Genomic DNA, 13717 nt, shown 5'->3' with positions numbered 1-13717 from the left:
TTTTCCGTCCACCTGCCGCGCCCGTTTGATTCGCGCAGACATTCGGGCAAGAACTCGTAGGGGGAAAAGGGCTGTCCGGGGGTGCCTACATGCAGCAGGATCTTCGAATGGAGAGCACCACCCGACCGCGCGACCTGACGCTGCTGCCCAAGGCCCATCTGCACCTGCACTTCACCGGGTCGATGCGGCCCACGACCCTGCTCGAACTCGCCGACAAGTACGGCGTCCACCTCCCCGACGCGCTGACCGGCGGTGAACCGCCGAAGCTGCGGGCCACCGACGAGCGCGGCTGGTTCCGCTTCCAGCGCCTGTACGACATCGCCCGCTCCTGCCTCCGTACCGCCGAGGACATCCAGCGGCTGGTCCGCGAGGCGGCCGAGGAGGACGTGCGGGACGGCTCCGGCTGGCTGGAGATCCAGGTCGACCCCACCTCGTACGCCCCCCTGCTCGGCGGGCTGATCCCGGCCATGGAGATCATCCTGGACGCCGTGGACACCGCCTCCCGGGACACCGGGCTCGGCATGCGGGTGCTGGTGGCGGCGAACCGTATGAAACACCCCCTGGAGGCCAGGACGCTGGCGCGGCTCGCGGTGCGGTACGCGGACCGGGGCGTGGTCGGCTTCGGGCTGTCCAACGACGAGCGGCGCGGGCTGGCCAGAGACTTCGACCGGGCGTTCGCGATCGCCAGGGAAGGCGGCCTGCTGGCCGCGCCGCACGGCGGCGAGCTGACGGGCCCGGCGTCCGTACGGGACTGCCTGGACGACCTGCGGGCGGCCAGGATCGGGCACGGCGTACGGGCCGCGGAGGACCCCAGGCTGCTGCGCAGGCTCGCGGACCGCGGGGTGACCTGCGAGGTGTGCCCGGCCTCGAACGTGGCGCTGGGCGTGTACGAGAAGCCGGAGGACGTACCGCTGCGGACCCTGTTCGACGCGGGGGTGCCGATGGCGCTGGGCGCGGACGATCCGCTGCTGTTCGGGTCACGGCTGGCGGCGCAGTACGAACTGGCGCGCGAACACAACGGCTTTGACGACACCGAACTGGCCGAGCTGGCCCGGCAGTCGGTACGGGGGTCGGCGGCGGACGCGCCGACGCAGGACAAGCTGCTGGCGGGGATCGACAGCTGGCTGGCGAGCTGACGCGGCCTCGGCGGGGCGCTACAGGCTGACGCCCACCGTCACCGGTTCGTTGACGAGCGTGACGCCGAAGGCGTCCCGTACCCCGGCCACCACCTCGCGCGCGAGGGCGAGCAGGTCCTCGGTGGTCGCCCCGCCGCGGTTGGTGAGGGCGAGGGTGTGCTTGGTGGAGATACGGGCCGGGCCCGTGCCGTACCCCTTGGTGAACCCGGCCTTGTCGATCAGCCAGGCCGCCGAGGTCTTCCTGAGGCCCTCCCCCGCCGGGAAGGCGGGCGGGGTCACGTCGTCGCCGAGGCGGGCCCTGGCGAGGCTGAGGAAGTCCCCGTACGCCTGCTCGGTGAGGATCGGGTTGGTGAAGAAGGACCCCGCCGACCAGGTGTCGTGGTCCTCGGGGTCCAGCACCATGCCCTTGCCGGCCCGGAGCTTGAGGACGGTGTCGCGCGCGAGGGCGGCGGGCACGCGCTCGCCCGCCTCGACGCCGAGGGCGCGGGCCGTCTCGGCGTACTTGAGCGGGGCGGAGAGGCCGCCCGCGTCCTCCAGGGCGAAGCGGACGCGGAGGACGACGTAGCGCGCCGGGTCCTCCTTGAAGCGGCTGTGGCGGTACGAGAAGGCGCAGTCTTCCTTGGTGAGGGTGACGGTCTCGCGGGCGGCGCGGTCGTAGGCGACGACCTCCGTGAGGGTATTGGAGACCTCCTGGCCGTACGCGCCGACGTTCTGGATCGGGGTGGCGCCGGCCGATCCGGGGATCCCGGCGAGGCATTCGATCCCGGCGAGGCCGGCTTCGACGGTACGGGCGACGGCGTCGGTCCAGACCTCGCCGGCGGCCAGTTCGAGGGTGGTGCCGTCGAGGTGGAAGCCGGTGGTCGCGATGCGCAGGGCGGTGCCGTCGAAGCCCTTGTCGCCGATGACCAGGTTGCTGCCGCCGCCGATGATCAGGAGGGGGGTGCCTTCCTCGTCCGCCGCTCGTACGGCGTCGATGACCTCGGCGTCGGTGGTGGCCGTGAGGAGGCGGCCTGCGGGGCCGCCGAGGCGGAAGGTGGTCAGGGGGGCGAGGGGCGCGTCGTGGAGTTCCTGCACGGGACAAGAGTACGGGCGGGATTGCATGGCGGGATTGCATGGCGGGACACGAGTACGGTCCGTCGGCGGCCGGTGAGCGGCTGCCGACGGACCGTACGCCGGGGTGTTGTCCGGACTTGTTCAGACCGTCGCCGGCTCGCGCTCGCCCTTCGTGTCCTGCGGGCCGCCGGCCCGCTGCGCGTGGCGGGACGGGATGAGGAACGCGCACAGGGCTCCCAGGGCCACCACACCCGCGCCCATCCACAGGGCGGGCACCGTACCGTCGGCGAAGCTCTGCGGGCTCTCGTACCCACCCTGTGCGGCGAAGACCGCGCCGAGTATCGCGATGCCGAGCGCTCCGCCCACCTCGCGCAGGGCGTTGTTGGCGCCGGAGGCGATGCCCTGTTCCGCCGGGCGGACGCTGGACATGACCAGGCTGGCGGCGGGCGCGAAGTACAGGCCCATGCCGATGCCGCTGAGGATGAGACCGGGCAGCTGGGCCCCGTACGACACGTCAGGGGCGATGACCGTCGCGAACCAGCCCAGGCCCACGGCCTGGAGGGCGAGTCCCGCGACGACGACGGGCCGGCCGCCGATGCGGTCGGAAAGAATTCCGGCGAACGGCGCGACCAGCAGCGGCATACCGGTCCACGGGAGCATGCGCAGGCCGGCCTCGGTGGGCGAGTAGCCGACGACGCTCTGGAGGAACTGGCTGAGCAGGAAGATCGAGCCGAACATGCCGAGGAACATCAGAAGGCTCGCGGCGTTGATGCCCGAGAAGGCACGGTCCTTGAACAGTCGCATCGGAAGCATCGCGTCCGGCCGGCGGATGCCGTGGAGGACGAAGGCCACCAGCAGCGCGGAGCCCGCGAACAGGCCGATGAGGACGGTGGAGCTGGTCCAGCCGTCGGCGTTGGCGTTGACCAGGGCGTAGACGAGGCCGAAGAGTCCGCCGCTGATGAGGAGCGTGCCGGGGATGTCGAGGCGGGCGCCGGGGGCGTGGGACTCCTGGAGGCGCAGCCGGGCGAGCGGCAGCAGGGCGAGGCCGATCGGGACGTTCAGCCAGAAGATCCACTGCCAGGAGAGGTGCTCGGTGAGGGTGCCGCCGATGAGGGGACCGCTGGCGACGGCGAGGCCGGTGAGGGCGCCGAAGATGCCGAGGGCCGCGCCGCGCCGTTCCGCCGGGACGGCGGCGGTGAGCAGGGTGAGGGTGAGCGGCATCATGATCGCCGCGCCGACGCCCTGGACGGCACGGGCCGCGATCAGCGCGTCGATGCCGGGGGCGAGGGCCGCGGCGGCGGAGGCGCCGGTGAAGATCGTGAGGCCTATGAGGAAGAGCTTCCTGCGGCCGAAGCGGTCACCGAGGGCCGCGCCGAACATCAGGAGGACGGCGAAGGTGAGCGTGTACGCGTTCACCGTCCACTCCAGGTCCTCCAACGCGCCGCCGAGGTCCGCGCGGATGGACGGGAGGGCGGTGGTGACGACGAGGTTGTCGAGGGCCGCCATGAAGCCGGCGACGCCGGTGATGATGAGGGCCCAGACGGCCCGGGGGCCGAGTGCTTGGGGCGGGTTGGCTGCTGGCTGGGTCATTTCTTTCCCCCTGCTGATTGGGCGTTCGCTGATTGATCGTTGGTTGATTAGTTATTGATCACTAACTTTTATGGACAAGGGAAGACCCCCTGATCCCCTGCCGGGCGGCTCACTCCCCGGAAAAGGCCGGAGGGTCGTCCTTGACGCCCACCCAGAGCCGGTGGTCCGAAGGGAAGCCCAGCGAGACGAGCGTGTTGATGAGCATGCCGTGCGCCAGGAAGTCCTTGGTGCCGGCCTCGTCGCCGCCGAGCGTCCCGTGGATCGAGTCGTACAGCCTCGTCCAGCCGGCCCGGAGCGGCTCACCGAAGGAGTGGTCGCCCGCGGCCTCGGCGGCCGCGACCGTCACGTACATCTGCATCTGCATGAGCAGCATTTCCGGGTCCCCGGCGATGAGTTCCACGTACGCGGCCCCCATGGCGTGCAGGGCGGCCTCGCCGCTCAGCCCCTCGGACGCCTGCCCGAAGAGCCGGGTGGTGTCGGCCAGGCAGCGCTCCGCCGCCGCGAGGAAGATGGCCTGCTTGTTCGGGAAGAGCCGGAAGAGGTACGGCTGCGAGACGCCGACGCGGCGGGCGATCGTCTCGGTGGAGGTGCCGTGGTAGCCGCTGCGGGAGAACTCGGTGACCGCGGCGCGGATCACGCTCTCCCGCCGTTCCTCTGCGCTCATCCTGACCATGCGACTAAGTTATTGATGGATAACTAACCTTGTCAACCCCAGGGCCGGACAGACCGGAGGGGGCGCCCGCACCAGCGGGCGCCCCCTTCCGTGACGCTCGTGCGGGCCTTCAGGCCAGGCGCACAACGGCGCGGGACATCCCCAGCACCTTCTGACCGGCGCTCATGGCCGTCAGGTCGACCCGGACCCGGTTGTCGTCCAGCTTGGCGCCGATCTTGGCGCTCACCTCGACCAGCGCGCCCTTGTCGTCGTTGGGCACCACCACGGGCTTCGTGAAGCGCACGCCGTACTCGACGACGGCTCCCGGGTCGCCCACCCAGTCGGTCACCACACGGACCGCCTCGGCCATCGTGAACATGCCGTGCGCGATGACGTCCGGCAGCCCGACCTCCTTGGCGAACTTCTCGTTCCAGTGGATCGGGTTGAAGTCCCCGGAGGCGCCCGCGTACCGCACCAGCGTCGCCCGCGTGAGGGGGAAGCTCCCGGCCGGCAGCTCCGTACCGACCTCGACCTCGTCGTAACCGATCTTCGCGGCCATCCGCCTCACGCCCCTTCGGCGGCGCGCGCCACCAGCTTGGTCCACGCGGTCACGACGTGTTCGCCGGCCTCGTCGTGCACCTCGCCGCGGACGTCGATGATGTCGTTGCCCGCGAGGGACTTGATCGCCTCGATGGTCGACGTGACGGTCAGCCGGTCCCCCGCGCGGACGGGCCGGGAGTACGCGAACTTCTGGTCCCCGTGCACCACGCGGCTGTAGTCCAGCCCCAGCTGAGGATCGGCGATGACGTCCCCGGCCGCCTTGAAGGTGATGGCGAACACAAAGGTCGGCGGGGCGATCACGTCGGTGTGCCCGAGTTCCTTGGCCGCCTCGGGATCGGTGTACGCCGGATTGGTGTCCCCCACCGCCTCGGCGAACTCACGGATCTTCTCGCGGCCGACCTCGTAAGGCTCGGTGGGCGGATAGCTCCGCCCCACGAAGGACTGATCGAGCGCCATGGACTCGCTCCCTCCTGATGAATGTGACCACTACAAACGACACGAGGCCGCCCCCAGAGGGGACGGCCTCGCATACGAGCCTGTTTCAGCGCGTTTCGCGGTGCGCGGTGTGCGAGTTGCAGCGCGGGCAATGCTTCTTCATCTCAAGTCGGTCCGGGTTGTTACGCCGGTTCTTCTTGGTGATGTAGTTCCGCTCCTTGCACTCCACGCAGGCCAGCGTGATCTTCGGGCGGACGTCGGTGGCAGCCACGTGAGTGCTCCTTGGACGGACGGTTTACGGATGAAAAGATGAACGCAGAAAAGAGTAGCCGATCGAAGGACCGACCCCACAATCGGCTACTTTGTGTAGCGGTGACCGGACTTGAACCGGTGACACAGCGATTATGAGCCGCTTGCTCTACCGTCTGAGCTACACCGCTTCGATGTCGGATCCCCTCGCCCGAGGGCGAGGATCACCGAACACCTGAGCCCCAATACGGAATCGAACCGTAGACCTTCTCCTTACCATGGAGACGCTCTACCGACTGAGCTATTGGGGCGAGCGATGAAGACATTACACGGTCCCTCGCCGATCGCCCAAATCCGTTTCGCGGCCCCTTCCGAGCCCCTGGTCCCCTGTGCCCCGTAGGCCACTGGTGGCCTCGCCGGTACGACTATTTCGCTCCTCCGCGAAGCCTGGCCGGGGCGCACCTAGGCTCGGTCCACTCTGCGGATCTTGGTCCTCCGCCTGGTCCTCCGCCCGGTCCTCCACCTGGTCTTCGTACGGGTCGGCGGCATCGGGTGACCGGACCCCGGCGGAGACATCAATCACAGATCTGGACCCCCTTTCGTCTCCCTCCGCCCGTGGTGATCCCTCCAGGAGTGCGATGCCCGACAGCCACCCGCAGCCGCAGCCCCCGTCGCAGCCGTCCGACCGGGCCGGGGCCGCCAGCGCCGGGCTCCTCCTCTGCGGTGCGCGGCTCTCCGACGGCCGGATCGTCGACGTGCGGCTGGGCGGCGGCCTGATCGAGGCCGTGGGTACGGCGGGCAGCCTCACCGCCCACGGCGCGCGGGTGGACCTGTCCGGCCACCTGCTGCTGCCCGCCCCGGCCGAGCCGCACGCCCACAGCGACACGGCGCTGACGGCGGAGGTCGTGGACACCGGGGACAGGGTGGGCGCGGTGGACTCCCCGGCTGCCGTCTCCCCGTCGTGTTCACCTTCGTACGCCCCCGAGGACGTGCGGCGGCGGGCCACCGAGGCCGCTCTCCTCCAGCTCGGGCACGGCGCGACGGCTCTCCGTTCGCATGTACGCATCGGGGACGCGCAGGGTCTGGGGCGTCTGGAGGCGCTGCTCCAGGCGCGGCGTTCGCTGCGGGGGCTGGTCGAGGTGACCGCCGTCGCCGTACCGCGGCTGCTCACGGGCGTGGCGGGCGCCGACGGCCTGGCGATGCTGCGGGACGCGGTGAAGATGGGCGCGGGGGTGGTGGGCGGCTGCCCCGACCTCGATCCGGACCCGGCGGGGTACGTGGAGGCGGTGCTGGAGGTCGCCGCCGAGCACGGCTGCCCGGTGGACCTGCACACGGACGGCGCCGATCCGGCCCGGCTGGCCCGGCTCGCGGCGATGGCGGGCGGGCTGCGGCCCGGAGTGACGCTCGGGCCGTGCGCGGGGCTGAGCCTGCTGCCGGCGGAGGTGGCGGGCCGGGCGGCCGACCAGCTGGCGGCGGCCGGGGTGACGGTCGTCTGCCTGCCACAGGGGGCGTGCGGGGGCGTGGGGCAGGGGTGGGTGGAGTGCGGGGGCACGCGGCGGGCGGGGACGCCGTACGGGAGCGTGGGGCCGGGCGGGACGCCGTACGGGAACGCCGGGTCGAGCGGGACACCGTACGAGAACGCAGGATGGGGCGGGACACCGTACGGAAGCATCGGGACCGGCGGTACGCCGTACGGAGGCATCGGGGCCGGCGGTGCGGATCCACGGGGTGTCGCGCCCGTCCGGCTGCTGCGGGCCGCCGGGGTGCGGGTGGCGGCCGGCAGCGGCGCCCTGCGGGACGTGGCCAATCCGGTCGGGCGCGGGGATCCGCTGGAGGCGGCGTACCTGCTGGCCTCCCGGGGCGGGCTGGCGGCGGAGGACGCGTACGACAGCGTGAGCACGGTGGCGCGGGCGGCGATGGGGCTGCCCGAGGTGCGGGTGGAGGCCGGGTTCCCGGCGGAGCTGCTGGCGGTACGGGGCGACGGGATCGCGGGCGTGCTGTCCCTCGCGTACAGCAGGATCGTCGTTCACCGGGGGCGGGTGGTGGCCCGTACGAGTGCGGTACGGGAGTACTGCGACTCCGAGGCGGCCGTCGCGCTCGAACTGCCGCGCCAGGGGGGCCCGGACGCGCGTCCGTGAGCCCGGACGGCGTGCCGGTCGCCCTGCGTGTCCCCGCCGGCCGGTGATCCGACCGGCCCTGTCCGTGGGCGGGACGGGCGCGGCCGACGTACGGTCGGGAGCATGCGAATTGTCATCGCCGGAGGACATGGTCAGATCGCGCTACGGCTGGAGCGGCTGCTCGCCGGGCGATCACACGACGTTGCGGGCATCATCCGCAAACCGGAGCAGGCCGAGGATCTGCGGGCGGCGGGCGCCGAACCCGTGATCCTGGACATGGAGTCGACCACGGTCGAGGAGGTCGCCGCGGTACTCAAGGGCGCCGACGCGGTCGTCTTCGCGGCGGGAGGCGGCGGGGACGGCAACCGGCAGCGCAAGGAGACGGTCGACAAGGGCGGCGCGATCCTCTTCGCGGACGCGGCCGAACGGGCCGGTGTGCGGCGCTACATCGTCGTCTCGTCGATCGGCGCGGACGCCCGCCACGAGGGCGACGAGGTCTTCGACGTCTACCTGCGGGCCAAGGGCGAGGCCGACGAGTACGTACAGTCCAGGACCGGTCTCGACTGGACGATCGTGCGCCCGGGCGCGCTGAAGAACGAGGGCGGGACGGGTCTGGTCAACCTGGCGGACCGGACGGGCCGCGGGCCGGTCCAGCGCGACGACGTGGCGGCGGTCCTGGCGGAGCTGCTGGAGACGCCGGGGACGGCGGGCCTGACGCTGCAACTGATCGGGGGTACGACCCCGGTGAAGGACGCGGTCGCGGCGGTGGCCGCCGCGAAGGGGTAGCGGCCGTCCCGTACGACCCACAGCCCACGTACGGGACGGCCCCTGAACGGCGTTCTCCGCCGTTCAGGGGCCGTCCCGTATGCCCGGGGGGCCCGCGCTCAGCCTGCCGCCACTGCGGCTGTTGCCGTGACCGTAGTCGCGACTGCGACTGCGACTGCGGCTGTTGCCGTCGCCGTCGCTTCGCCGAGCAGCAGCTCGGCTTCCGTTTCCGGGCTGATGCGCGGCGCGGGGACGCCGTGCGCGGGGACGCCGTGCGTGGGGAGTCCGGGCGCAGGGTGGCCGTGCGGGGGAAGTACGTGCGCGGGAAGGCCGTTCGCGGGAAGGCCGTGGGAGGGGGCGCTCTGGACTTCCGTGGCGGTTTCGGTGATCGCGAGCCGGCCGCCCAGCCGTGGGGCCGGGAGCGGGCCCGCGTCGCCGTGGAGCAGGAGTCGTACGGCTGACCAGGGCAGGTTCACCCCGGTGAACGCCGTCTGGAAGATTCCCGCCGACGCCCTGGGGTTGGCCTCCAGCAGCACCGGTTCCCCGTTCCGCTGGCGCAGTTGAACGTTGGAGAGGTACGCGAGCTTGAAGTGGCCGACGAGGCGGCGTGCGATCGCGGTCGGGGCGGGGTCGTCGAGCAGGTACCGGTAGCGGCCCTGCTTGGACCTCGCGACGCCGGCGAGCATGGTGCCGCCGGGGGCGGACAGGCAGTCGACACTCACTTCGGGCCCGTCGAGGAAGGGCATGACGAGGAGTTCGGGAACGGTCTCCCCCTCGTCCGCGGCCCGCCGCAAGGCGTGGGCCACCGCGTCCACGGAGGCCAGCGGTGCGGGCGCGGCCAGCAGGTCCTTGAGGCGCAGGGGCCGGTCGTCCAGGATGCGGAACCCGAACGCCGAGTACTCACCGGCGGGTTTGACGCAGACTCTCTCCCCGGTGGCCGAGAGTTCCTCCACCGCTTCCCGGAAGCTCGCGGCGTCGGAGGCGACCCGCCAGGGCGGTACGGGGATGCCGGCGGCCCCGGCCTCCTCGTACGCACGGCTCTTGCTGGTCAGCGCGTCGATCGCGGCGGGCGGTGAACACATCAGGTTCGTACCGCTCCGGGCGAAGACGTCGGTCAGCCCGGCGAGCGCGGCCAGGCGCCGGGGAGGGATGAGGACGTCTATCCCGTGCCGCCGGCAGAAGTCGAGGGCGAAGTCGGCGTAGTTGTCGTCGCTGACATGGCGGGGCTCGACCTCGCCCACGTCGCAGGCCGAGAGCGCGGGGGCGTCCCGGTCGACATTGGTCCCGTAGATACGGACGTCAACGGCGTCCGGGTTGTCGCGCAGCATTCGCATCACCTGGGTCGTGGCCACCCCTGCGCTGCTGAGCCATATCCGTAGTGCTATCGCGAAGCTCCTTCGTCATCAGAGCGCACCCGCCGAGGCGGCGGCGAACCGCGCAGGCGAAGCCCGCCGAAGGCCTGGAGAACCAAGGCCGCCCGACCATTCCCGATCATGTGTGAGCGGATCGTAGCCCGAAACGATGACGATGAGATTTCACGTGCGTCATGCCCGATCGGCGGCCGATCCGCCGCCGATCGGCCGCGCACGACAACGGCCCCCGCCCCGCGTCTCCGCGGAACAGGGGCCGTTCAGTGTGGCGGCGCCAGGATTCGAACCTGGGAAGGCTAAGCCGGCGGATTTACAGTCCGCTCCCATTGGCCACTCGGGCACACCGCCATGGGATGGTGCTGTCGCCTCGGGAGGACCGTTGTTGCTGGTGTCCCTTGGCGACGACGTAAACGATACCCGATGCCCGGGGGTGCTCCGCCACAGGATTGATCAGCGCTGGGGGCGGGTGCGGGTGACTAGGCTTTACGGCAGCGGTCGGGCGCTGCCGGTCGTGCGTCGGACGCCTGACCGGCGCCCGGTTCGCGGCGGACGCGCACCCGGTCCGTACCCTCATCGCACCCGATCGAAGGAGCCACAGAACATGGCCGACTCCAGTTTCGACATCGTCTCGAAGGTCGAGCGGCAGGAGGTCGACAACGCCCTCAACCAGACCTCGAAGGAAATCGCGCAGCGCTACGACTTCAAGAACGTCGGAGCGTCGATCGAATGGTCCGGCGAGAAGATCCTGATGCAGGCGAACTCGGAGGAGCGGGTCAAGGCGATCCTCGACGTCTTCCAGTCCAAGCTGATCAAGCGCGGGATCTCGCTGAAGTCGCTGGACGCGGGTGAGCCGCAGCTCTCCGGCAAGGAGTACAAGATCTTCGCCACGATCGAGGAAGGCATCTCCCAGGACAACGCCAAAAAGGTCGCGAAGATCATCCGTGACGAGGGTCCCAAGGGCATCAAGGCGCAGGTCCAGGGCGAAGAGCTGCGGGTCAGCTCGAAGAGCCGGGACGACCTCCAGACCGTGATCTCCCTGCTCAAGGGGCGTGACTTCGACTTCGCCCTCCAGTTCGTGAACTACCGGTGACGGCGGTACGGGGGCGGGGCGGACGATCCGCTCTCGCCTCCGCCCCCTTCCTCCGCGTGCCGGGCCGCCCCGGCGTACCGGGCCTCCCGGTCTCGTGAGCGGCGAGCTGTTCCCGAGGCCGCGGGAGGTGGTCGCGCCCGGGGCGGTGCACGTGCCGGCGTGGCTGTCCGGGGAGCGGCAGCGTGAGCTGGTACGGGCCTGCCGGGAGTGGGCCAGGGGTCCGGTGCCGCTCCGGCACACGGTGCTGCCGAACGGGGGCGTGATGTCCGTAAGGACCGTCTGTCTCGGCTGGCACTGGCAGCCCTACCGCTACACGCGCACGGCCGGGGACGTGAACGGCGCCCGGGTGGCGGCGTTTCCGACCTGGCTGGTGGAGTGGGGCAGGGAGGCGGTGGCGGAGGCGTACGGCGATCCGGCGGTCGCCGCCGCGTACACGCCCGACACCGCGCTGATCAACTTCTACGACGGTGACGCGACGATGGGCATGCACCAGGACAAGGATGAGAAGTCCCTGGCTCCGGTCGTGTCGTGGAGCATCGGCGACAGGTGCGTCTTCCGGCTCGGCAACACGGAGAACCGGGGGCGGCCCTACCGGGACGTGGAGCTGTCCTCCGGCGACCTCTTCGTCTTCGGAGGGGCGTCGCGCCGGGCGTACCACGGGGTGCCCAAGGTCCGCCCGGGGACGGGCGATCCGGCCACGGGGATGGCCGGCGGGCGGTTGAACGTCACCCTGCGGGAGACCGGGCTGGGCCGGTGAGCCCCGGTCGGACAAGCCCCGGTCGATGAGCCTCGGTGGAACAAGTCCCGGTCGACGAGCCCCGGTCAGCGGGTCGTGGAGCGGGAGTTGCCGAAGAGGAGCCGGTAGATGACCAGCAGGACAAACGCCCCGCCGATGGCCGCGAGCCAGGTGGGTCCGTCGTAGAAGTCCTTGTTGATGGGGTGGTCGAGCCAGCGCGCCGATATCCAGCCGCCGACGAAGGCCCCCGCGATGCCGATGAGCGTCGTCCCGATCAGCCCGCCCGGGTCCCGCCCGGGGAGCAGGATCTTGGCAACGGCTCCGGCGAGGAGCCCGAGAACGATCCAGCCGAGGATGCCCATGTCCTGAACCTGCCTTTCGTGCAGTGTTGTCCCGGAAGACGCCCCGGGGACCCGGCGCGGTTGCGGAGATCCGTAGCCTGCGCCGTATGACACAGGAGTTGCGGCGCACACTGGGCGTGTTCGACGCGGTGGTGGTCGGACTGGGGGCGATGGTCGGGGCGGGGATCTTCGTCGCTCTGGGGCCCGCGGCGAAGGCCGCGGGGTCGGGTCTGCTGCTGGGGCTGGGGCTGGCGGCGGTGGTCGCGTACTGCAACGCCCTGTCGTCGGCCCGGCTGGCCGTCCTCTACCCCGCATCCGGTGGGACATACATCTATGGACGGGAACGGCTCGGCCCGTTCTGGGGGTACCTGGCGGGCTGGGCGTTTGTCGTGGGGAAGACGGCGTCGTGCGCGGCCATGGCCCTGACGGTCGGCGCGTACCTGTGGCCGGGGCGGGAACACGCCGTGGCCGTGGCGGCGGTCGTGGCGCTGACTGCCGTGAACTACCGGGGCGTTCAGAAGTCCGCGTGGCTGACACGGGTCGTGGTGGTCGTCGTGCTCGTGGTCCTCTCCGTGGTCGTGGTGGTGTGCCTCGGCTCGGACGCGGCCGGGGCGCGGCGGCCTGCACCGGTCGCCGACGCGTCCGCCGGCGGGGTGCTCCAGGCGGCGGGCCTGCTGTTCTTCGCCTTCGCGGGGTACGCGCGAATCGCCACGCTGGGCGAGGAGGTGCGTGATCCGGTCCGTACGATCCCGCGTGCCGTGCCCCTCGCGCTCGGTATCGCGCTGGTGGTGTACGCGGCGGTGGCCGTGGCGGTCCTTTCCGTGCTGGGGGCGGGTGAGTTGGCGCGATCGCCGGCGCCGCTCACCGATGCCGTACGGGCCGCGGGCGCGTCGTGGCTCGTACCGGTGGTGCGGGCCGGGGCGGCGGTGGCGGCGCTCGGCTCACTGCTGGCGCTGATCCTGGGGGTGTCCCGGACGACACTGGCGATGGCGCGGGACGGGCATCTGCCGGGCGGACTCTCCGCCGTCCATACGCGTTTCCATGTGCCGCACCGGGCGGAGCTGGCGGTGGGCGCCGTGGTCGCGGTCGTGGCGGCCACCACGGACGTGCGCGGGGCGATCGGCTTCTCGTCGTTCGGCGTACTGGCCTACTACGCGATCGCCAACGCGTCGGCCTGGACGCTGGGCGCGGGCCGGGCGGCCGGCACCGGCCGGGTCCTGGCGGCGGGTGGACTGGTGGGCTGTGTGGCGCTGGCGTGGGCCCTGCCGCTCGCCTCGGTGATCTCCGGTGCGGGGGTGCTGGCACTGGGGGCGGGCGTCTACGCCGCGCGGCGGTCCTGGCCGGGGCGGGGAAGTCAGGCCGCGGGTATGTAGGTGCGGAAGTCCGGCCAGGGCCGGGCCTCCACGTCGCTCTCCTCGTCCTCCGACCAGGACGTGCCGTCGACCCAGGCACGCTGCCACGCGGCGAGGGCGGGGAACAGGACGGGCTCGGCCGGGGCCGCGGTCTCCGGCGACTGCTCGGTTTCGGTCATGTGCTCATGGTGGACCATGGCACTGACAATCGGCCTGGAACCGCTCCGACCTGCGGTTTCTCTCCGCAGGTCGGTCCGTGGCCCCCGTGCG

At 71.5% G+C, this 13717-nt stretch carries 15 protein-coding genes and 3 tRNA genes; 6 read left to right on the top strand and 12 right to left on the bottom strand.

Features of this window, described 5'->3' with window-relative positions; all coding sequences use genetic code 11:
* Positions 1-89: 89 nt before the first annotated feature.
* Complete coding sequence (locus ACIO1C_RS18265) at positions 90-1136, top strand: adenosine deaminase (RefSeq protein WP_161309621.1); 1047 nt, start codon at positions 90-92, stop codon at positions 1134-1136.
* A gap of 18 nt (positions 1137-1154) precedes the next feature.
* Here the strand turns inward: ACIO1C_RS18265 and ACIO1C_RS18260 are convergent, their stop codons facing one another.
* The 8 genes from ACIO1C_RS18260 to ACIO1C_RS18225 form a co-directional block, all read right to left on the bottom strand.
* A complete protein-coding gene (locus ACIO1C_RS18260) occupies positions 1155-2210 on the bottom strand; it encodes a UDP-N-acetylmuramate dehydrogenase (protein WP_401864539.1) in 1056 nt (351 codons plus the stop codon).
* A gap of 120 nt (positions 2211-2330) precedes the next feature.
* Complete coding sequence (locus ACIO1C_RS18255; RefSeq protein ID WP_401864537.1) at positions 2331-3779, bottom strand: MFS transporter; 1449 nt, start codon at positions 3777-3779, stop codon at positions 2331-2333.
* A 109-nt stretch (positions 3780-3888) separates the two neighbouring features.
* The gene (locus ACIO1C_RS18250) at positions 3889-4452 is read right to left on the bottom strand and encodes a TetR/AcrR family transcriptional regulator (protein WP_401864535.1); all 564 of its coding nucleotides are present in this window, start codon (positions 4450-4452) and stop codon (positions 3889-3891) included.
* Between the two features lie 109 nt (positions 4453-4561).
* Positions 4562-4990, bottom strand: a complete 429-nt coding sequence (locus ACIO1C_RS18245; RefSeq protein ID WP_401864532.1) for a MaoC family dehydratase — start codon at positions 4988-4990, stop codon at positions 4562-4564.
* 5 nt (positions 4991-4995) lie between these two features.
* Positions 4996-5448 (bottom strand): MaoC family dehydratase N-terminal domain-containing protein, encoded by a 453-nt coding sequence (locus ACIO1C_RS18240; protein WP_401864529.1) that lies wholly within the window; start codon positions 5446-5448, stop codon positions 4996-4998.
* An 85-nt stretch (positions 5449-5533) separates the two neighbouring features.
* Complete coding sequence (rpmG, locus tag ACIO1C_RS18235; RefSeq protein ID WP_003956487.1) at positions 5534-5698, bottom strand: 50S ribosomal protein L33; 165 nt, start codon at positions 5696-5698, stop codon at positions 5534-5536.
* Positions 5699-5794: 96 nt separating this feature from the next.
* Positions 5795-5867: transfer RNA gene (locus ACIO1C_RS18230), tRNA-Met, on the bottom strand.
* A 47-nt stretch (positions 5868-5914) separates the two neighbouring features.
* Positions 5915-5987, bottom strand: a tRNA-Thr gene (locus ACIO1C_RS18225).
* A 327-nt stretch (positions 5988-6314) separates the two neighbouring features.
* On the opposite strand from ACIO1C_RS18225, the gene ACIO1C_RS18220 reads away from it, so the two are divergent.
* Positions 6315-7814, top strand: coding sequence for a hydrolase (locus ACIO1C_RS18220; protein ID WP_401864526.1), 1500 nt, complete (start codon positions 6315-6317; stop codon positions 7812-7814).
* Between the two features lie 102 nt (positions 7815-7916).
* Positions 7917-8579, top strand: coding sequence for an SDR family oxidoreductase (locus ACIO1C_RS18215; RefSeq protein ID WP_401864524.1), 663 nt, complete (start codon positions 7917-7919; stop codon positions 8577-8579).
* A gap of 98 nt (positions 8580-8677) precedes the next feature.
* Here the strand turns inward: ACIO1C_RS18215 and ACIO1C_RS18210 are convergent, their stop codons facing one another.
* Entirely contained in the window at positions 8678-9910 is a 1233-nt protein-coding gene (locus tag ACIO1C_RS18210; RefSeq protein WP_401864521.1) for an ATP-grasp domain-containing protein, read from the bottom strand.
* A gap of 284 nt (positions 9911-10194) precedes the next feature.
* Positions 10195-10276: transfer RNA gene (locus ACIO1C_RS18205), tRNA-Tyr, on the bottom strand.
* A gap of 253 nt (positions 10277-10529) precedes the next feature.
* Here ACIO1C_RS18205 and ACIO1C_RS18200 point away from each other — a divergent pair.
* Together ACIO1C_RS18200 and ACIO1C_RS18195 are read left to right on the top strand one after the other, a co-directional pair.
* Complete coding sequence (locus ACIO1C_RS18200; RefSeq protein ID WP_401864518.1) at positions 10530-11018, top strand: YajQ family cyclic di-GMP-binding protein; 489 nt, start codon at positions 10530-10532, stop codon at positions 11016-11018.
* 94 nt (positions 11019-11112) lie between these two features.
* Positions 11113-11775 carry an alpha-ketoglutarate-dependent dioxygenase AlkB family protein gene (locus tag ACIO1C_RS18195; RefSeq protein WP_401864515.1) on the top strand — a complete coding sequence of 221 codons (663 nt, stop codon included), beginning with the start codon at positions 11113-11115 and terminating at the stop codon, positions 11773-11775.
* 65 nt (positions 11776-11840) lie between these two features.
* On the opposite strand, the gene ACIO1C_RS18190 is transcribed toward ACIO1C_RS18195, so the two are convergent.
* On the bottom strand, positions 11841-12116 hold the full coding sequence (locus ACIO1C_RS18190) for a GlsB/YeaQ/YmgE family stress response membrane protein (protein ID WP_401864512.1): 276 nt from the start codon (positions 12114-12116) through the stop codon (positions 11841-11843).
* Between the two features lie 86 nt (positions 12117-12202).
* On the opposite strand from ACIO1C_RS18190, the gene ACIO1C_RS18185 reads away from it, so the two are divergent.
* Complete coding sequence (locus ACIO1C_RS18185; protein WP_401864509.1) at positions 12203-13468, top strand: APC family permease; 1266 nt, start codon at positions 12203-12205, stop codon at positions 13466-13468.
* Here ACIO1C_RS18185 and ACIO1C_RS18180 read toward each other — a convergent pair.
* Positions 13450-13626 (bottom strand): hypothetical protein, encoded by a 177-nt coding sequence (locus ACIO1C_RS18180; protein ID WP_401864507.1) that lies wholly within the window; start codon positions 13624-13626, stop codon positions 13450-13452. The genes ACIO1C_RS18185 and ACIO1C_RS18180 overlap by 19 nt on opposite strands.
* Positions 13627-13717: the final 91 nt, after the last annotated feature.

Source organism: Streptomyces sp. NPDC087420, assembly GCF_044744165.1.
Taxonomy (GTDB): domain Bacteria; phylum Actinomycetota; class Actinomycetes; order Streptomycetales; family Streptomycetaceae; genus Streptomyces.
This window is presented reverse-complemented; position numbering and strand designations above follow the sequence as displayed.